General features: G+C 59.1%; 15 protein-coding genes. 6 read left to right on the top strand and 9 right to left on the bottom strand.

The genetic code is table 11. The features are described 5' to 3' along the window. The first annotated feature begins 245 nt into the window (after nucleotides 1-245). The 3 genes from QRN38_RS20845 (at nucleotide 246) to QRN38_RS20835 (ending at nucleotide 3,371) form a co-directional block, all read left to right on the top strand. Nucleotides 246-2,069, top strand: a complete 1,824-nt coding sequence (locus QRN38_RS20845; protein WP_044393117.1) for a sensor domain-containing phosphodiesterase — start codon at nucleotides 246-248, stop codon at nucleotides 2,067-2,069. 91 nt (nucleotides 2,070-2,160) lie between these two features. Continuing rightward, nucleotides 2,161-2,946 (top strand): sulfite exporter TauE/SafE family protein, encoded by a 786-nt coding sequence (locus QRN38_RS20840; RefSeq protein WP_010202097.1) that lies wholly within the window; start codon nucleotides 2,161-2,163, stop codon nucleotides 2,944-2,946. A gap of 224 nt (nucleotides 2,947-3,170) precedes the next feature. Further along, on the top strand, nucleotides 3,171-3,371 hold the full coding sequence (locus tag QRN38_RS20835; RefSeq protein ID WP_007243742.1) for a hypothetical protein: 201 nt from the start codon (nucleotides 3,171-3,173) through the stop codon (nucleotides 3,369-3,371). A gap of 251 nt (nucleotides 3,372-3,622) precedes the next feature. Here QRN38_RS20835 and QRN38_RS20830 read toward each other — a convergent pair whose 3' ends face one another. From QRN38_RS20830 to QRN38_RS20790, 9 genes are all read right to left on the bottom strand, one after another. Continuing rightward, nucleotides 3,623-3,817 carry a hypothetical protein gene (locus QRN38_RS20830; RefSeq protein WP_024658450.1) on the bottom strand — a complete coding sequence of 65 codons (195 nt, stop codon included), beginning with the start codon at nucleotides 3,815-3,817 and terminating at the stop codon, nucleotides 3,623-3,625. 188 nt (nucleotides 3,818-4,005) lie between these two features. Then, on the bottom strand, nucleotides 4,006-4,245 hold the full coding sequence (locus QRN38_RS20825; RefSeq protein ID WP_005769358.1) for a PLD nuclease N-terminal domain-containing protein: 240 nt from the start codon (nucleotides 4,243-4,245) through the stop codon (nucleotides 4,006-4,008). A 166-nt stretch (nucleotides 4,246-4,411) separates the two neighbouring features. Then, the gene (gene garD, locus QRN38_RS20820; protein WP_024668105.1) at nucleotides 4,412-5,965 is read right to left on the bottom strand and encodes a galactarate dehydratase; all 1,554 of its coding nucleotides are present in this window, start codon (nucleotides 5,963-5,965) and stop codon (nucleotides 4,412-4,414) included. Nucleotides 5,966-5,975: 10 nt separating this feature from the next. Beyond that, a complete protein-coding gene (locus tag QRN38_RS20815) occupies nucleotides 5,976-7,361 on the bottom strand; it encodes an MFS transporter (protein ID WP_005769363.1) in 1,386 nt (461 codons plus the stop codon). 165 nt (nucleotides 7,362-7,526) lie between these two features. After that, the gene (kdgD, locus tag QRN38_RS20810) at nucleotides 7,527-8,438 is read right to left on the bottom strand and encodes a 5-dehydro-4-deoxyglucarate dehydratase (protein ID WP_057417942.1); all 912 of its coding nucleotides are present in this window, start codon (nucleotides 8,436-8,438) and stop codon (nucleotides 7,527-7,529) included. Nucleotides 8,439-8,728: 290 nt separating this feature from the next. Then, on the bottom strand, nucleotides 8,729-9,478 hold the full coding sequence (locus QRN38_RS20805) for a FadR/GntR family transcriptional regulator (RefSeq protein WP_007243745.1): 750 nt from the start codon (nucleotides 9,476-9,478) through the stop codon (nucleotides 8,729-8,731). 97 nt (nucleotides 9,479-9,575) lie between these two features. Beyond that, complete coding sequence (locus QRN38_RS20800) at nucleotides 9,576-11,309, bottom strand: ABC transporter ATP-binding protein/permease (RefSeq protein ID WP_057417943.1); 1,734 nt, start codon at nucleotides 11,307-11,309, stop codon at nucleotides 9,576-9,578. An 89-nt stretch (nucleotides 11,310-11,398) separates the two neighbouring features. Beyond that, nucleotides 11,399-11,962, bottom strand: a complete 564-nt coding sequence (locus tag QRN38_RS20795) for a response regulator transcription factor (RefSeq protein WP_003395104.1) — start codon at nucleotides 11,960-11,962, stop codon at nucleotides 11,399-11,401. Further along, nucleotides 11,959-13,218: an ATP-binding protein gene (locus QRN38_RS20790; protein ID WP_057417944.1), complete on the bottom strand. Its 1,260-nt coding sequence runs from the start codon at nucleotides 13,216-13,218 to the stop codon at nucleotides 11,959-11,961. The genes QRN38_RS20795 and QRN38_RS20790 overlap by 4 nt, the downstream gene beginning before the upstream one ends. Before the next feature lie 193 nt (nucleotides 13,219-13,411). On the opposite strand from QRN38_RS20790, the gene QRN38_RS20785 reads away from it, so the two are divergent. From QRN38_RS20785 to QRN38_RS20775, 3 genes are all read left to right on the top strand, one after another. Then, nucleotides 13,412-14,125 carry an SIMPL domain-containing protein gene (locus QRN38_RS20785; protein ID WP_005769371.1) on the top strand — a complete coding sequence of 238 codons (714 nt, stop codon included), beginning with the start codon at nucleotides 13,412-13,414 and terminating at the stop codon, nucleotides 14,123-14,125. 207 nt (nucleotides 14,126-14,332) lie between these two features. Next, nucleotides 14,333-15,889 carry an HET-C-related protein gene (locus QRN38_RS20780; RefSeq protein ID WP_057417945.1) on the top strand — a complete coding sequence of 519 codons (1,557 nt, stop codon included), beginning with the start codon at nucleotides 14,333-14,335 and terminating at the stop codon, nucleotides 15,887-15,889. A 96-nt stretch (nucleotides 15,890-15,985) separates the two neighbouring features. Beyond that, a complete protein-coding gene (locus QRN38_RS20775; protein WP_057417946.1) occupies nucleotides 15,986-17,593 on the top strand; it encodes an ABC transporter substrate-binding protein in 1,608 nt (535 codons plus the stop codon). Nucleotides 17,594-17,817: the final 224 nt, after the last annotated feature.

Genomic DNA, 17,817 nt, shown 5'->3' with positions numbered 1-17,817 from the left:
CCGGGCCGGCCATCGATTATGAAATATATTTTTACGACTTAACGACGAGTGGCAAAGCCTGCAAATCACCGCAACTAAAGGCCCAAAGCCTTTGTTTATGAGGGCTGGACGACCAACAGCACTAAAAATTCAGCATGTGCGGCCGATTAATACGTATCCCGCGGCGGTAGTCGAAATCTTTTCGTCTGTTAAAGTGAGCTTAGTGATGTCAAAGAGGCATCATCGTACACCCATCGAGAATCTTTATGAACGCCAGTGCCCCCATTCCCCTGAATGAAACGCAACGTCTGCTGCGTATTCAGGAGCTGTGCGTACTTGAAGACACCTCCGACGAGGTGTTCGACGAGATCGTCGCGATGACCGCCGAGTTTTTCCAGACGCCCATTGCCCTGGTCTCGATCGTCGATGAACATCGCCAGTGGTTCCGCGCCAGAGTGGGTCTCAGTGCGCGGGAGACACCGCGCAACGTGTCGTTCTGCGCCTACACAATCCTCTCCGACACGCTGTTCGAAATCCCCGATGCGACGCTCGATGAGCGGTTCATGAACAACAGCCTGGTGACCGGCCATCCCGACATCCGCTATTACGCAGGTGCTCCGCTGATCACCGACGACGGCCTTGCCCTGGGCAGCCTGTGCGTGATCGACACCAAGCCTCGTGAGCCGATGAGCGAGCACCAGACGCAGATGCTCAAGCGTTTCGCCTCGCTGGTCATGAAGCGCATTGTCAGCCTGCGACTCAGTTGCTTCATCGACCAGCCTACCGGCCTGTTCAACCGCTCGCGCCTGCAGGAAGACATTCATGAGGCGCTGGCATCGAGCGTTGATTATCAACTGGTCGTGGTGGACATGATTACCTCGGCGTTCTTAAACGACATCGTCAAGGCGCTGGGTTACGATTTCTCTCAGGACCTGGTGACGGCGATCAAGGAGCGCATAGAGAGTCTGTTGCCGAGGACTTGCTCGCTGTACAAGGTCGGGCCGACCCGTTTCGGCTTTCTGCTGCCTGGAGACCGTCCGCCTGAACACCTGTTTCGCACCATCCTCGAAGACTTTGAGACGCCAGTCGAGTGCCGGGGCATTCCGGTGCAGATGCAGGTCGGGCTCGGGGTTGTGACCCTGAACCGCGACCCTAACGAAGAGCAGGACTGGATGCGCATGGTCATCAGCGCCGCCGACGACGCACGCGACCGCGACCTTGGCTGGGCGATATACGAGCCGCACTTCGATGCTGCTCAGCAACGCGCGTTCAAGCTGCTCAGCTCATTGACCAGCGCGGTGCACTCGCATGATCAGTTGCGCCTGGTCTATCAACCGCGTATCGACCTGGAGACCGGCCTGTGCACGTCGGTGGAAGCCTTGCTGCGCTGGAATCACCCGACGCTCGGCCCCATCGGGCCTGCCGAGTTCGTGCCGCTGGCCGAGAAGACCGCACTGATGCGCCCGTTGAGTCTGTGGGTATTGACGAGCGCCATTGAGCAGGCAGCCCGCTGGCAGCAACAGGGCTTCCATTTCCGTATTGCCATCAACGTGACCCCCGAGGACCTCACCGGCCCGGCGTTTACCGACCGGATGGTGCGGCTGTTGGGTCAGCACAAGATAGACCCCACGCGCTTCGAGCTGGAATTCACCGAAGGCGCATTGATGCACAACCCTGCCGAAGTGCGTCATCAGCTGGAGCGCATGCGGCATATGGGCATGGATGTGGCGATTGACGACTTCGGCACGGGCTACAGCAACTGGAATTACCTGCGGCAACTGCCCGCGACCACGGTCAAGCTTGACCAGTCGCTGATTCGTAACCTGGCATCCGACAAGACTGATCAGCGTCTGGTCAAGGCATTGATCGGGCTGGCCAAGAAGCTCGGCTATTGCGTGGTGGCCGAAGGCATCGAGACCGATGAAATTCGTCGGCTGGTCAAGCAGTGGGGTTGTGACGAAGGCCAGGGCTACCTGATTGCCAAACCCATGGAAGCCGACGCCGTGCTGGGCTGGCTCGGCCCGGACCGCCGCCTGCAAAGTGTCACAGAAGCGGCCGAAGCGGCCGTCATCCGCGACAAACGGTTATAACCTTAGATCACTTCTTCATAACCGTTTTGAACACAAGCCGTTATGCTGCCCGCCACTTTTTGCCTGATACGTTTGTTTGACAGGGTTGGTTATGGAAGCGGGTGGACTTGGGTTTGTAGTGGCGGGACTGGTAGTCGGTTTTATCGTGGGCATGACCGGAGTCGGTGGCGGCTCACTGATGACGCCCATTCTTTTATGGTTCGGTATCAACCCGGCAACGGCAGTCGGCACCGACCTGCTGTATGCGGCAATCACCAAATCCGGCGGTGTTCTGGTACACCGCAAAAATGACAACATCGATTGGAAAGTCACCGGCCTGCTGACCCTGGGCAGCGTACCGGCGGTGCTGCTGACGCTGTGGTTTCTGAGTACGCTGCATACCGCACCCGACGCGTTGAATGCGATCATCAAGCAAGCGTTGGGCTATGTGCTGTTGCTGACCGCCCTCGCCGTGCTGTTCAAGAAAAAGCTGCTGGCCTTCGCCCACGGTCGTGGCGACGGGCAATCGTTTTTCAGCGGCACCAGCCTGACGGTTTTGACTGTTATCACCGGCCTGATCCTCGGCACCATGGTCGCGCTGACGTCGATTGGTGCCGGGGCATTGGGCACCGTGGCGCTGTTCATTCTCTACCCGTTGTTGCCGACACGCCGCCTGGTGGGTACCGAGATCGCACACGCCGTGCCCCTCACGCTGGTCGCAGGCCTGGGCCATGCGAGCATGGGCAACATGAACTGGGAATTGCTCGGCTGGCTGCTGATGGGCTCGCTGCCAGGTATCTATCTGGGCAGCCACATGGCCGGCCGTGTCTCCGATGACCTGTTGCGGCCCTTCCTGGCCATCATGCTGGGCATGATCGGCTTCAAGCTGGCGTTCTGATCGCCCTCCCCTCCATCAGCCTGTCACATTTATGCGTCAGGCTTGGTGCGTGCACACAGCCTTGGAACCGCCTGCCGCAGGTGTTCTGCTGCACATAGATCGCATTCATCGGGAATTGTAATTTTTTGTAGCTCAACACCGGTTTTCGGCGCAGGATTTCGTCCGTCTGCTTACGCGCCGATAACCCGGCACAGACTTACCCTCGCTGACAGGAGATGCCAACAATGCTTATCCGAATTGAAGAAGGTGTATACGGAGCTGATTGGGTTGTAAAACTGGGTGATTACCCGGTCAAGTGCAGGAGCTGGCAGGAAGCCCGCGAGTTTGCAGATCGCATGAAGTCCAGAATGGATGCCCCTCATTCATTGCCGCATCTGGCACGGCGCGCAGCCCCCGAACCAAGCGCAAGTGCGATGGCCCGCTAAGCCCCCCCCCCCTTGAATCAACAAAAGCAGCGTGGTCACCTGGCTGGCAGCGCTGTTTTATCCCGGCATCACGTGCTTTCAAGCATTGGAACAGTTCTCGTTTCCATCACATCCCTTTCACATCCTCTTCACGTCTGGATGGGTAAATTAGCCCTACTCCTTTGATGAATCCCATTTGGCCCACCCCGTTGTGGGCCATTTTTTTTGCCTGCAGAAAAGCGCTGCATTGCCGCCTGCAAACACAGGTCTGATTATTCGCTTTGCAGGTTTCTGGAAGTGGCCACAGTCACCGCCGGGCTGCTCAATACGCCAGCGCTCAGCTCTGCCAGACGGTCATTGCCCGTGCCGCTGGCGACATTATTGCTCCAGCTCGCGGTCACGGTTGCCATCCAGCCCAGCATAAACAGCGCAATTGCCTGCAACATCCACTTTGTAATGATCGACATGGCTCTCTCCTTCCGGGTCTGGATGGCGAGTATGTAAACACCTCACCATTGCAGAAGAATTGCAGAGATTTTTATTTTTGCCAGCCGACAGTGCATCTTTGTGAACCAAGAGTCGGGGGGAGAGGAACGGGTGATCAACAAGAGAAATACCCACGCCGTCGGCGGGGTATTTCTGGAAGGCGGGGGTGTCAGTATTTGGTGCTTTGCTGCTCAGGCTTGGCAGGCGTGTCTACGTGACGCGGTCCAGCGAGGATGAGCGCTAATACGCCGAGCACAGGCACAGCGACGATCACGATGATCCACATCAACTTGTTGCTGGACTCTGTCTTGCTCTTGCGAACGCGCATGACGGCCCAAATGTCCGAAAGCACGACCAGAGCAGTCAGCAATGCGAACCACCACAAATGATTTTCCGATATCCAACCCATTTGAAATCTCCTGCACCTTCAACGAAGGCAGCCAGATCGGCTGCCCTACAGTAGAAGAGGCCAGGGAGCGGCCTAAAGTTCAGAGAATCTTTCGGATTGTGCATCCTTTTCGAGAGAGGACGCAGAGCGCAAGAGTGCATTTGGTGACGCTCCACGCCACACACTGTCAGGTGATCGGTGCCGGGTTGAACAGGGTGATGTCGTTGTGCAAACGGTAGTGCTCGGTCCAGGTCTTTTTCTTGCCGCTGGCCACATCCAGGTAGAAGTGAAACAGCTCCCAGCCGAGATCTTCGATGCTCGCACGCCCGGTGGCGATGCGTCCGGCGTCGATATCGATCAGGTCGGGCCAGCGCTGGGCCAGCTCGGTGCGGGTCGAGACCTTCACCACCGGCGCCATCGCCAGCCCATACGGAGTGCCGCGCCCGGTGGTGAACACGTGCAGGTTCATCCCGGCGGCCAGTTGCAGCGTACCGCAGACAAAGTCACTGGCGGGCGTGGCGCAGAAGATCAAACCCTTGCTGTTGACGCGCTCACCCGGGCCAAGCACGCCATTGATGGCGCTGCTGCCGGATTTGACGATCGACCCCAGGGACTTCTCGACAATGTTCGACAACCCGCCCTTCTTGTTGCCGGGCGTGGTGTTGGCGCTGCGATCCGCCTCACCTTTGGCCAGGTAACGGTCGTACCAGTCCATTTCCCGTACCAGCGCCTGCGCGACGTCCTGATCCTGCGCGCGGGAGGTCAGCAAGTAAATGGCATCGCGCACCTCGGTCACTTCGGAAAACATCACCGTCGCCCCTGCACGCAACAGCAGATCCGAGGCATAGCCCAGCGCCGGGTTGGCGGTAATGCCGGAGAACGCATCACTGCCGCCGCACTGCATGCCCAGAATCAGCTCGGAGGCCGGAACCGTTTCGCGGCGACGCACATCCAGTTTCTTGAGGCGCGTCTCGGCCAGTTCCATGATCTGCTCGATCATTTCGTTGAAGCCGTGGCTGGAATCCTGAAGCCGATACAACCACGGCTCGCTCAGGTCCACCGAGCTGTCGTCCTCATGCATGACCTGCCCGGCCTGCAATTTCTCGCAGCCCAGGCCGATCACCAGCGCCTCGCCACCCAGGTTCGGGTTGCGCGCCAGATTGCGCACGGTACGGATCGGAATGTAAGCGTCGGTGGCGGTAATGGCCACGCCGCAGCCGTAGCTGTGGGTCAGGGCCACTACATCATCGACGTTAGGGTATTTGGGCAGCAGTTCGTCACGAATGCGTTTGACTGCATGGTCAAGCACGCCGGTCACGCACTGCACGGTGGTGGTGATCCCCAGAATGTTGCGGGTGCCCACCGTGCCGTCGGCGTTGCGGTAGCCCTCGAAGGTGTAACCCTCCAGCGGTGCCTGTTTCTCGGGCACCGCATCGGACATTGGCAAGCTGTCGAGCGCAGGCGCAGACGGCATGCGCAACTGGTCTTCCCTGACCCAACTGCCACGCGGTATCGGCTGCAGTGCGTAACCGATGGTGTGACCATAACGAATAATGGCCTCGCCCACGGCCAGGTCAACGGTGCTGACCTTGTGGCTCTGCGGCACGTTATCGACCGTCACCAGGCCGTTGTCGAATTCGGTTCCGGCCGGTACACCCTGGTCGTTGACCACGACCACGACGTTATCCAGCGGGTGCAGCCGGATGTAGCGCGGAGAGTCGGCATGTTGAATCAGGTTCATCACGGTTTCCTCAGGATTTTGCTTCGGAAAGGTCGCTGACCGAGTCGTTCAGCAATGGCCCCTTGGCAGGCGGCTCTTTCAATTCCACACGCTTGATTTCACCCACGATGAAAATGTAACTGATCACTGCCAGCAGCGCATTGGCGCCCACGAACACCAGCGCCCATTTGAACGAGCCGGTGCTGCTGATGATGTAACCAATCACGATCGGGGTGGTGATCGATGCAACGTTACCGAAGGTGTTGAACAGGCCGCCACTCAAACCGGCAATCTGCTTGGGCGAAACATCGGACATCACAGCCCAGCCCAGTGCGCCCACGCCTTTGCCGAAGAATGCCAGGGCCATGAAGCCCACGACCACCCATTCCACGTCCACATAGTTGCAGGTCACGATCGAGGTCGAGAGCAGCAGGCCTCCGATGATCGGTGCCTTGCGGGCGAAGGTCAGCGAGTGGCCTTTGCGCAGCAAGTAGTCGGAAATGACCCCGCCCAGTACGCCACCGATGAAGCCGCAGATGGCTGGCAGGGAGGCGATGATGCCAGCCTTGAGGATGGTCATGCCGCGCTCCTGAACCAGGTACACCGGGAACCAGGTCAGGAAGAAGTAGGTAATACCGTTGATGCAGTACTGGCTCAGGTAGATGCCGAGCATCATGCGGTTGGTCAGCAACTGGCGAATGTAGTCCCACTTCGGTCCGCTGCTGGCGGCTTTTTCCTTGCCTTTGCCCTTGTCCTGATCCAGATCGACCAGCGCACCATTGCTGGAGATGTGCTCGAACTCGGCCTCGTTGATCATCGGGTGATTGCGCGGGCCATAAATGACCTTCATCCAGATCATCGAGAACACGATGCCGATTGCGCCCATGACCACGAACACGTGCTGCCAGCCGTAGGTGTAAACGATCCAGCCCATCAGCGGCGCGAACAGCACGGTGGCAAAGTACTGCGCCGAGTTGAAAATCGCCGAAGCTGTACCGCGCTCAGCGGTGGGAAACCAGGCGGCCACGATGCGGGCGTTACCCGGGAAGGAAGGCGCTTCGGCCAGCCCGACAAGAAAGCGCAGCATGAACAGCGCAACGATCGCTGTGGAGACACCGAACTCGCCCACATAGCCCTGCAGCAAGGTGAACAGCGACCAAGTGAAAATGCTCATGGCGTAGACTTTTTTCGACCCGAACCGGTCGAGCAGCCAGCCACCGGGAATCTGACCGGCCACGTAGGCCCAGCCGAATGCAGAGAAGATATAACCCAGAGTAACAGCACTGATGCCGAGGTCTTTCTGGATGCTGGAGCCAGCGATTGCGATGGTGGCACGGTCGGCGTAGTTGATCGTGGTGACCAGAAACAGCATCAACAAAATCAAATAGCGGACGTGCGTCGGCTTGGACTTTTGCATGGTAGAGCTCCCACTGATTATTTTTTTACGCGGGTAAAGCTGTTTTTTGGGTGTAGCTTCACAGGCCCCTTGGCAGCGTCGCGGCGACGACATCTGCCACCTGTAAGGGTCATGCAATCCAACGACAAAGCCGCTGATCGCTCAGCGGCTCTATCGCCAGAAGTGTTACTGCTTGCCTTGCTTGTCCATCAGTGCGGCGAGCATGTCGCACTCGTCCGGGGTCAGGTCAGTCAGTGGCGCGCGAACCGGGCCTGCATCGTAGCCAGCGATTTTTGCACCGGCCTTGACGATGCTCACGGCATAGCCAGCCTTGCGGTTGCGGATTTCCAGATAAGGCAGAAAGAAATCATCGATGTACTTGCCGACCGCCTCATGATCGTCACGGGCAATGGCGTGGTAGAAGTCCATCGCCAGTTTCGGCACAAAGTTGAATACCGCAGACGAGTAGACCGGCACGCCCAGCGCCTTGTAGGCAGCGGCGTAGACTTCGGCAGTCGGCAGGCCGCCCAGGTACGAGAAGCGATCACCGAGGCGGCGACGGATCGAAACCATCAGTTCGATATCGCCCAGGCCATCCTTGTAACCGATCAGGTTAGGGCAACGCCCGGCCAGTTGTTCCAGCAGGGTTGGCGTCAGGCGGCAAACGTTACGGTTGTAGACCACCACGCCAATCTTGACCGACTTGCAGACGGCTTCAACGTGGGCGGCAACGCCGTCCTGGCTGGCTTCGGTCAGGTAGTGCGGCAGCAGCAACAGGCCTTTGGCCCCCAGGCGCTCGGCCTCCTGAGCGTACTCGATGGCCTGACGGGTTGCACCGCCTACACCGGCCAGAATCGGCACGCTGGTGGCGCAAGTATCAACGGCAGTCTTGATGATTTCGGAGTATTCGCTGGCTGCCAGGGAGAAGAACTCACCTGTACCGCCGGCAGCGAACAGAGCGCTTGCGCCATACGGAGCCAGCCACTCGAGGCGTTTGATGTAGCCCGCGCGATGGAAATCGCCCTGAGCATTGAAATCGGTAACCGGGAAAGACAGCAGACCGGAAGAGAGGATGGACTTCAGTTCTTGTGGATTCATTATTCGAACACCCTGGAGGACATAATTGTTAGAAGATCACCGGGTCAGTGCCGATGTCGTAAGTCATCGTACAACTGATAATGGAATCACTCAACAGGGATTTCGGGTTTTTTCAGCGGGAGGGAACGGGGCAGGTTTTGACTCCTGCGATGCAGCGTAGATTTGTGACGCAGATCGTCACGCAAGGCATTCCCAGGCTGGAGCGTGCGGAACGATAACCTCAACTACGACTGTCGTGCGACGCTCTGCGTCGCATGCAGTTCTGGACGCTCTGCATCCTCTTTTAAACCTCAGGCCCGCTGCGATTCTGCTTCTTCATGCGCGTGGCGCAGGCGTTCGCGACTGTTGGTCAGGTGCAGGCGCATGGCAGCGCGGGCGGCGTCGGAGTCTTGGCGGGCGATGGCGTCGAAGATTTCTTCGTGCTCGCGGCTCAGGCGATCCATGTAGTGCTGTTGATCATCATGGGCCAGACGCGCCGAATTCAGCCGTGTACGCGGAATGATGCTGGTGCCCAGATGGGTCATGATGTCGGTGAAGTAGCGATTGCCGGTCGACAAGGCAATCTGCAGATGGAACTGGAAGTCAGACGCCACCGCATCCGTCGCATGCGCAGCGCTTTCGTTGAGTGCGTCCAGCGCCGCGCGCATCGCTGCAAGCTGCTCATCACTGCGACGCTGAGCTGCCAGCCCCGCCGACTCGACTTCCAGGCTGATACGCAATTCAAGGATCGCCAGCACATCACGCAGGGTGACGATGGTCGCCGGATCGATGCGAAAGCCGCTAGGGCTCGGCGTGTCCAGCACAAAGGTACCGATCCCGTGACGGGTCTCGACCAGACCGGAGGCCTGCAAGCGCGAGATCGCCTCGCGCACCACCGTGCGGCTGACGCCCTGCTCTTCCATGATCGCGGATTCAGTGGGCAGTTTATCGCCACGCTTGAGCTGACCGCTGCGAATACGCTCGGATAACTCAGTCACCAACTCCTGCGCGAGGCTGCGGTGTTTTCTACGGGCGCGGGGTGGAGCGCTTTGATTTTCCATCCAACATCGATCTCTGGACTGCTAAACAAGGGCTAATCATAGCTCAGCGGTTAGGTGATCACACCCTCAAAGCAGCGCCGGCCCGACAGAATCAGCTTCAAAGAGCTCCAGACGCCGCCTGTTCGATCAATTTGCCGTCCTCGACGTGCACATGCCGGCTATGGAAGCGCTTGAGACTGCTGCGGTGTCCGATGCTGAACAATGTCAGGCCGGGCAGCCCGTCGATGATCACTCGGTGCATGGCGGCCTCGTCTTCTTCGTCCATGGCCGAGGTGGCTTCATCCATGTACAGCCAGCGCGGCGCCACCAACAAGGCTCGAGCAAACGCCATCCGTTGCTGCTCGCCTGGCGACAGAAAGCGCTGCCAGTGATTGCTTTCATCCAGACGCGGAATCAAATGCTCCAGCCGACACTTTTTCAGCGCGTCGGCAAAGCGCTCCGGCGAATAGTGATCTGCTGACTGTGGATAACTCATCGCCTCACGCAACGTGCCAATCGGCAGATAAGGCCGTTGCGGCAAAAACAACGCAGGCTCTGCCGGCAAGCGAATCTGCCCTGAGCCGTGTGGCCACAATCCGCCCAGCGCCCTCAGCAACGAGCTTTTGCCACTGCCCGAACGACCACTGAGCATGACCCGCTCACCTGCGGCGACGTGCAAGTCAGCCTCGCCAAGCAGTTGTCGACCGCCCGCAATGCTCAGGCCCAGATTGCGCAGGTCCAGCGCATCGTCGGCGTGAACCCGTTCGATGGCGGGCTGCTGCGCTTCATGGTCGGTCAGGGCCTGGCGGAAACTGAGCAGACGGTCACAGGTGGCGCGCCACGACGCCAGCGTGCTGTAGGCGCTGATGAACCAGCTGAAGTTCTCCTGCACATTGCCGAATGCCGAGTTGATCTGCATCAGATCACCCAGCTCGATCTTGCCCGCGAAATACCGCGGTGCAGCGACGATAAAGGGAAAGATCAGGGCGATCTGCGAATAGCCGGAGGTAAAAAAGGTCAGCCGCTTCTGGACTTTCATCGAGGCCCGAAAGTTGTTCCAGATCATCGAAAACCGCCCGCTGAGGCGCTGGTTTTCGTTGCGCTCGCCCTCGCACAAGGCGATGCTTTCGGCGTTTTCCCGCACACGTACCAGCGCAAAACGCAGGTCCGCCTCGTAACGTTCCTGCTGGTTGTTCAGCGGGATCAGGCGCTTGCCGATCCAGTGCGTCAGCAGACTGCCGACGATCGCGTAGAGCATGGCCGCCCAGAACATGTAGCCAGGGATTGTGATACCGAACAGTTCGATGCTGCCCGACACGCCCCAGAGAATGACCGAGAACGACACCAGGCTGACGACCGAGCTCATCAGGCCAAGCCCCAGGCTCAGGGTACTGGTGGTGAACTCGTTGAGGTCTTCGGACAGACGCTGGTCAGGGTTATCGGTATAGCCGCCCTGCTCCAGGTGGTAGTAATTCTTGTGTTCGAGCCAGCGGGCGAAATGCTGCTCGGTCAGCCAGCGGCGCCAGCGAATGGTCAGTAGTTGAGTCAGGTACAGGCGATACACCGCAGCCAGAATAGCGATGGCGGCAATGCCGCTGAAGTACAGGATCAGGTGCGTGAACGCCGCCAGATCCTTGTTTTGCAGGGCGTTGTAAAAGTCCCGATACCAACTGTTGAACAGGACCGAAACCTGCACGCTGAACAGCGACAGGGCAATCACCGAGACCAGCAACAGCCAGGCAATGGTCTTTTCTTCGCTGCGCCAATACGGCGTTATCAGCTTCCATACACGGGGGAAAAACGCCCCTTTCACAGTATCGTTGACGGCAGAATATTCAGCATTGCGATTCATGTGGGTCAGGCTCGCTCTCTTTGAACGTACGATGCCTGAGCACAATGAAGCAAAAAAACGCCTACACGACCACTATGAAAAAACCTTCATCAACGCCTGACCGGGCGCTTCTGCAACTTGCGCTGCAAGGTCCGGCGGTGCATGCCCAGCGCCCGCGCGGTCGCCGAAATATTGCCTTCGTGCTCGGTCAGCACGCGCTGAATGTGCTCCCACTGCAAGCGGTCCACCGACATCGGATTCTCGGGCACCAGGGTGTCGAGGTTGGCGTGCTCGGACAGCAAGGCCGCCAGCACATCGTCGGCATCCGCCGGCTTGCACAGGTAATTGCACGCGCCGCGCTTGATGGCCTCGACCGCCGTGGCGATGCTCGAATAACCGGTGAGAATCACCACGCGCATGTCCGGGTCCATTTCCAGCAGTTTGGGCAGCAGCACCAGACCGGAATCGCCATCCATTTTAAGGTCCAGCGCGGCATATTCAGGAATATCCTGCTGCGCCAGTGCCAGGCCTTCTTCAGCGGAACCTGCAGTGCTAACGCGAAAACCGCGACGGCTCATGGCCCTCGCCATCACACGGGTGAATGTCGCGTCGTCATCGACCAGCAACAGGTGCGGCAGCTCTTCGCCTTCGACCTGGATGTCATCGTCACTCATGCTTCTTCTCCTCGTGTTTCTCGGGGCAGGCGCAACTCGGTGAGCGTACCGCCGTCTTCATGACTGTAGAGCTTTACCGAGCCACCCGCACGGGTGACGCTGGCCTTGCTCAGGAACAGACCCAGGCCGAAACCTTTGCCTTTGGTAGTAAAGAACGGTTTGCCGATCTGCTCGGCAATGGCCAGCGGCACACCTGCGCCGTGGTCACGAATGCTGATGCAGACCTCTGCACTGTCCCAGTTCAGGTTGACTTGCAGACCATCGGGGCAGGCGTCGGCGGCATTGTTGAGCAGGTTGAGCAGCGCCTGGGTCAGGTCTGGCGGCGGTGCCAGCATGGGCACATCACCCTTGCCCAACTGATAGAAGCGGTAACTCACTTCCGGGCGCATCAGATGCCAACGGTTAAGCGACTCGTCCAGCCAGCGGGTGGCGGGCTGCTGCTCCACGGCCATGCGCCGATTGGCTTCGGCGGCACGTACCAGTTGCTGGAGGGTTTGCTTGCACTGTTTGACCTGCTCCTGCAGCACCGACAGGTCTTCCTGCAATGCAGGGTCGCTGTGGTCCTGGCGCATTTCCTTGAGCAATACGCTCATGGTCGCCAACGGCGTACCCAGTTCATGCGCCGCACCTGCTGCCTGGGTGGCGACAGCGAGCAACTGTTGATCGCGCAGGCCCTCCTCCCGACGCTCGGCACGCAGTTGCTCCTGACGACGCAGCTCTTCGGCCATCTTTGCCGCAAAAAAGGTGATGACCGACGCCGCCAGCGCAAAACTCAGCCACATGCCATACACCTGCATGTTTTCACGGGCAATCGAGTCGGTTTCCAGCGGGTATGAACGAACCATCAACAGGGTGTACATGGTCAGCGCAAAGCCCGACAGAATCAGCGAATAGCGCCACGGCAAGGTCGCGGCGGCAATGGTCAGCGGCACCAGGTAATAGGAAACGAACGGGTTGGCCGAGCCGCCCGAGTAGTACAGCAATGCACTGTGGATCAGCAGATCAAGCGCCAGTTGCAAGGCGTACTCAAGCTCGGTGAGCGGCAACGATGTGCGCAGGCGGATGACGGTCAGCCCGCACAGCACCAGCGAGCAGGCCAGGGTGATAGACAACTGCAGCCACGGCAGGGGCAGAAAGTCGAACAACCACGCGATACCGACCGAGCCGGCTTGCGCGGCCAGCACCAGAATACGGATGAATGTCAGGCGCCACAGGTTTTGCCGTGTGGCCGAAAGCATTTGAACGGGGGCGAGCATGAGCTCTCCTGATGAGTGCTCCAGGCGGATCGCAGCGAGTATAACCAAGCGCGAGGCAAAACTGGAAAAGTGCGTCAACGCGCCACACACCCGAACAGTCCGGCATCGCAGGAACCGGGCCAAAGCGCTACAGTCAGAACACTTTGCGCCGCCCGACACTTGTCGGCTGGCCGTTTGATAACAAGGAGCCTTCATGTTCAATCTTCGCCCTGCTGCCACGCTCGTCGCGCTGGCCGCTGCCCTGTCCAGCCTGCCAGCGCTGGCTGAAGAAGCCCGCTACAACCAAATTTCCCTGCGTGCCGAGGTCAATCAAGAAGTCCAGCGCGACCTGATGCTCGTCACCCTTTATACCGAAGCGCAGGACAGCGACCCGGCCAGACTGGCGGCGCAAATCACTGAAACCCTGAACAAAGCGCTGGGTCAGGCGCGACAGGTCAAGGACGTGAAGATTCGCCAGGGCAGCCGCAACAGCTATCCGGTCTACGACGACAAAGGGCAGAAGATCACCGGCTGGCGTGAACGCGCCGAGCTGCGCCTCGAAAGCGCGGACTTTGCGGTGCTGTCCAAACTGACCGGCGAACTGCTGACAGACCTGAAAATGGGCGGCATGGACTTTTCGATCTCGCCATCCACCCGCAAGACCAGCGAAGACGCGCTGCTCAAGGACGCCGTAACAGCCTTCAAGGCGCGTGCACAGTTGGTGACCGAGGCGCTGGGCGGCAAGGGCTACAAGCTGGTCAACCTGAACCTCAACACCTCGGGCTACCCGCAGCCGTATCTGCGTGCGCCGGTCATGATGATGGCAAAATCCTCGCGTGATGAGTCGGCACCGACGCCCGATGTCGAAGCCGGCACCAGCCAGGTCAGCGTTGCGGCCGATGGCGTGATCGAAGTCGCGATTCCTTGATTCGCAGGGCGGCAGTTTCGACTGCCGCCAACTTCCCACCTCCCTCCTCTCCGGGCCCCTCTGCGCCTCGGCAATCTCCTACGTTTGCTGGCGTGCCATCTGATTGGCGACAAGCCTCCCCGTCCGCGAAACTACCCACTCACTTCGCATACCACCGCCCTGACCGAGCGATACGGCCAGCGCTTGTTTACCTACAAGGAATCAAGGATGAACCGCCCGGACGGCACCTCCGAACGTTTTGCCGCTGACACTGACCAGGCTATGAATACAAACGCCGAGCCGCTGCCCACCCCCTTGCGATTTGAAGCCGGAAAAGGCGACGAACACACACATACGCACGGCGCTATCGAGGCGGTTCTCGAATCTGCCGGTTTCAGGCATGAAGAAATCCGCGCGATCTATTTCGGCAACTGGTTGCGCGATTATTCGCAACTGCTGGACCCGAAAATCGTCCGGGCGAAGACCATGCCGAAGAGCTTTCCGGACCTGCTGTCCCGCCAGGCGCTGACCCGCATCGTGGATGTGCTGGCGGTGAAAGAGTTCACCGACCTGATGCAGATAGACCGCTCGCGTTTTGTCGTGACACCGGAGCGACTTGGTGTTTATCGCCCCGGTGAACACATCGACAATCCGAGGACCATCAATCCCGAACCGGCCAACCCCAAAGAGCGCGACGCCGACTTTGACGACTGGCTACAGCCCGATGACCCGGCCTTGCAGGTCGATCATGACACCTCGATGAAGCGTTACATCCATCACTCGGTGGAAATCATGGTCGCCAGCCTGGAGTCGGCCGTAAACGCAGGCCCACAATCCACTGACGGTCTGCGGGACATGGGCGCGGCGCTGCATATTCTCGAAGACCTCTTCGCCCACTCCAACTTCGTCGAGCTGAGCCTGATCAAGCTCGGCCATAACAGTGTGCTGCCCTGGACGTCCGAAGCAGCCTGCAAGCACAAGTTGCCACTGGTAACCGGTACGTTCGGCGGCAGCGATATCATCGCCAGCCTCGCCGAACCGCTTGGCAGGATATTGTTCTCGCCAAAGGACAAACCGTTTGAAGCGTTCAGGGCTGGAGAACGTTATGAGCGCGACCAGATTATCCAGATCATCCTCGGCGAGCACCCGGAACCGGGATTGCTTGCGGGCTACGAGGCCTTTCTGGAAGCACGCGACCAATGGGCAAGCCAGCCGTTTTCCGAGCAGGTGGAAAGGTTTTACGCATTCATCGGCACACCGGGGCGCTTGCTTGGCAATGCTTTCGGTATCGCCATGCAGAGCCTGGCCGTCTGGCTGGGTAACAGCGTCGACGATCTGCAAACCCAGCTCAACGAAGATCCCAATACCAGCGGCTCGACCGACCCGTCACATTCACAACTGGCCAAAGATCACGCGCAGCACCCGTTGCATGTACTCGCCGCAACCCTCGCCCGAAAAGCCGTGCTGCAAGTGGGTCAGGCCGTACTGGGTCAATGGCACGGCAAAGAGGGGGCCGAGCATCCGGCTCGCGTTGCCGCACGGTTTTTCACTCACCCGATGGACTGTGACTGGCAGGACGCTGTCGTCCGTGAATGGGCAGAGGCTAATCCGGCGCAAATCGAACGTGCCGCACTCAAGAGCGAGCTGGACCAGACCCGGACCCAATTGCAGCGCCACGCGAAGAAAGACTTGCAGCGTTTCAGCCAGGACAGCAGCAACTTTCTGAACGTATTTTTCGAAAGCACCTCGTTGGCGGACTTGTGGGCGAGAATGACCGGCAAGTAAGTGTATTGTCCGATCCCGACCAAGTACGGCACTATCCGTTGCCTATCTGATTGTCGATATTCAAGCACGGTTATTGCCGTACCACGCGAGGGATCCATGGGACACACACTCTTCAAACCGCTGCTGCTGACGACCGCGCTGCTGGCCTGCGCACCACTGGCACAGGCGGCAAGCACGCTGGTGTATTGCTCGGAAGCCAGCCCGGCGGGTTTCGACCCCAGCCAGTACACCAGCGGGACGGACTTCGATGCCTCGGCCGAGACCGTCTTCAACCGCCTGACCCAGTTCAAGCGCGGCGGCACCGAAGTGGAACCGGGCCTGGCGACGCGCTGGGACGTTTCGCCGGACGGCCTGACCTACACCTTCCACCTGCGCGACGGCGTGAAGTTCCACACCACGGACTATTTCACCCCGACCCGTACGTTCAATGCCGATGACGTGTTGTTCACGTTCAACCGCCTGCTCGACGCCAACCACCCGTTCCGCAAGGCCTACCCGTCGGAGTCGCCGTACTTTACCGACATGGGCCTGAACACCACGATCAAGAGCGTCGATAAAGTCGATGCGCAGACCGTCAGGTTCACGCTGAACAACACCGATGCCGCGTTCGTGCAGAACCTGGCCATGAGCTTTGCTTCCATTCAGTCCGCCGAATACGCGAGCAAGCTGCTCAAGGAAGGCAAGGCAGACGAGCTGAACCAGAAGCCGATCGGCACCGGGCCGTTCGTATTCAAGCGCTACCAGAAAGACTCGCAGATCCGGTACACCGGCAATACCGAGTACTGGAAGCCCGAGGACGTGAAAATCGACAACCTGATCTTCTCGATCAGCAGCGATGCCGCCGTGCGCATGCAGAAGCTCAAAGCCGGCGAGTGCCAGGTGAGCGGCTACCCGCGCCCGCAAGACATCGAAGAGATGAAAAAGGACCCGAAACTGAAGGTCCTCAGCCAGGCAGGTTTCAACCTGGGGTTCCTGGCCTACAACGTTACCCATGCGCCGCTGGACCAGCTCAAGGTGCGTCAGGCGCTGGACATGGCCATCGACAAACCGGCGATCATCAAGGCCGTGTATCAGAGCGCCGGTCAGTTGGCCGAAAACGCCCTGCCGCCAGGTCAGTGGAGCTATGACCCGACCATCAAGGACGCGCCTTACGACCCGACCAAGGCCAGGCAGTTGCTCAAGGAAGCAGGCGTGGCACCGGGTACGAAGATTGATCTGTGGGCCATGACAGTACAGCGCGCCTCCAACCCCAACGCACGCATGTCGGCACAGATGATCCAGTCGGATTGGGACAAGATCGGCATCAAGGCCAACATCGTCAGTTACGAGTGGGGCGAGTACATCAAGCGCGCCAAGGCGGGCGAGCATGACGCGATGATCTACGGCTGGACCGGTGACAACGGCGATCCTGACAACTGGCTCGGCGTGCTTTACAGCTGTGCAGCCGTCAAGGGCAGCAACTACGCCAAATGGTGCGACCCGGCTTACGACAAGCTGGTGCAACAGGCCAAGCTCACAACCAGCCGGGATGAACGCATCAAGCTCTATCAACAGGCCCAGCACATCCTCAAGCAGCAGGTGCCGATCACTCCGATTGCCAACTCGAAGGTGTTCCAGCCAATGCGCCAGGAAGTGCAGGACTTCAAGATCAGTCCCTTCGGCCTGACACCGTTTTATGGTGTCAGCCTGGGAACAGTGAAGTAACAACACAGCGCCAACCGGGTGCATTTTTCTCACCCGGTTGCGCCTTATTGGTGCGCGAAACAATCGAAAAAGCGTCGCGCAAACGATCAACTCTCAAGAAAGTTACACTTTCGCGACATTCTTGTACGATCGTGCCACTCTTTGTCGCTTCTTTGGCGTCACTGTCTTGCTTTGGGTATGGCCCCTGCATAAGTATCGGACGGATCGGCTCACGAGGTCGTTCC

This window comes from Pseudomonas sp. CFBP2511, from assembly GCF_030209255.1.
Lineage (GTDB): Bacteria > Pseudomonadota > Gammaproteobacteria > Pseudomonadales > Pseudomonadaceae > Aquipseudomonas > Aquipseudomonas avellanae.
This window is presented reverse-complemented; position numbering and strand designations above follow the sequence as displayed.

Coding starts and splice junctions, on each gene's coding strand:
- QRN38_RS20775 (WP_057417946.1), top strand. CDS start 15,986: ATGGGACACACACTCTTCAAACCGCTGCTGCTGACGACCGCGCTGCTG.
- QRN38_RS20840 (WP_010202097.1), top strand. CDS start 2,161: ATGGAAGCGGGTGGACTTGGGTTTGTAGTGGCGGGACTGGTAGTCGGT.
- QRN38_RS20835 (WP_007243742.1), top strand. CDS start 3,171: ATGCTTATCCGAATTGAAGAAGGTGTATACGGAGCTGATTGGGTTGTA.
- QRN38_RS20815 (WP_005769363.1), bottom strand. CDS start 7,361: ATGCAAAAGTCCAAGCCGACGCACGTCCGCTATTTGATTTTGTTGATG.
- QRN38_RS20830 (WP_024658450.1), bottom strand. CDS start 3,817: ATGTCGATCATTACAAAGTGGATGTTGCAGGCAATTGCGCTGTTTATG.
- QRN38_RS20805 (WP_007243745.1), bottom strand. CDS start 9,478: ATGGAAAATCAAAGCGCTCCACCCCGCGCCCGTAGAAAACACCGCAGC.
- QRN38_RS20780 (WP_057417945.1), top strand. CDS start 14,333: ATGAACCGCCCGGACGGCACCTCCGAACGTTTTGCCGCTGACACTGAC.
- garD (WP_024668105.1), bottom strand. CDS start 5,965: ATGAACCTGATTCAACATGCCGACTCTCCGCGCTACATCCGGCTGCAC.
- kdgD (WP_057417942.1), bottom strand. CDS start 8,438: ATGAATCCACAAGAACTGAAGTCCATCCTCTCTTCCGGTCTGCTGTCT.
- QRN38_RS20825 (WP_005769358.1), bottom strand. CDS start 4,245: ATGGGTTGGATATCGGAAAATCATTTGTGGTGGTTCGCATTGCTGACT.
- QRN38_RS20790 (WP_057417944.1), bottom strand. CDS start 13,218: ATGCTCGCCCCCGTTCAAATGCTTTCGGCCACACGGCAAAACCTGTGG.
- QRN38_RS20795 (WP_003395104.1), bottom strand. CDS start 11,962: ATGAGTGACGATGACATCCAGGTCGAAGGCGAAGAGCTGCCGCACCTG.
- QRN38_RS20800 (WP_057417943.1), bottom strand. CDS start 11,309: ATGAATCGCAATGCTGAATATTCTGCCGTCAACGATACTGTGAAAGGG.
- QRN38_RS20785 (WP_005769371.1), top strand. CDS start 13,412: ATGTTCAATCTTCGCCCTGCTGCCACGCTCGTCGCGCTGGCCGCTGCC.
- QRN38_RS20845 (WP_044393117.1), top strand. CDS start 246: ATGAACGCCAGTGCCCCCATTCCCCTGAATGAAACGCAACGTCTGCTG.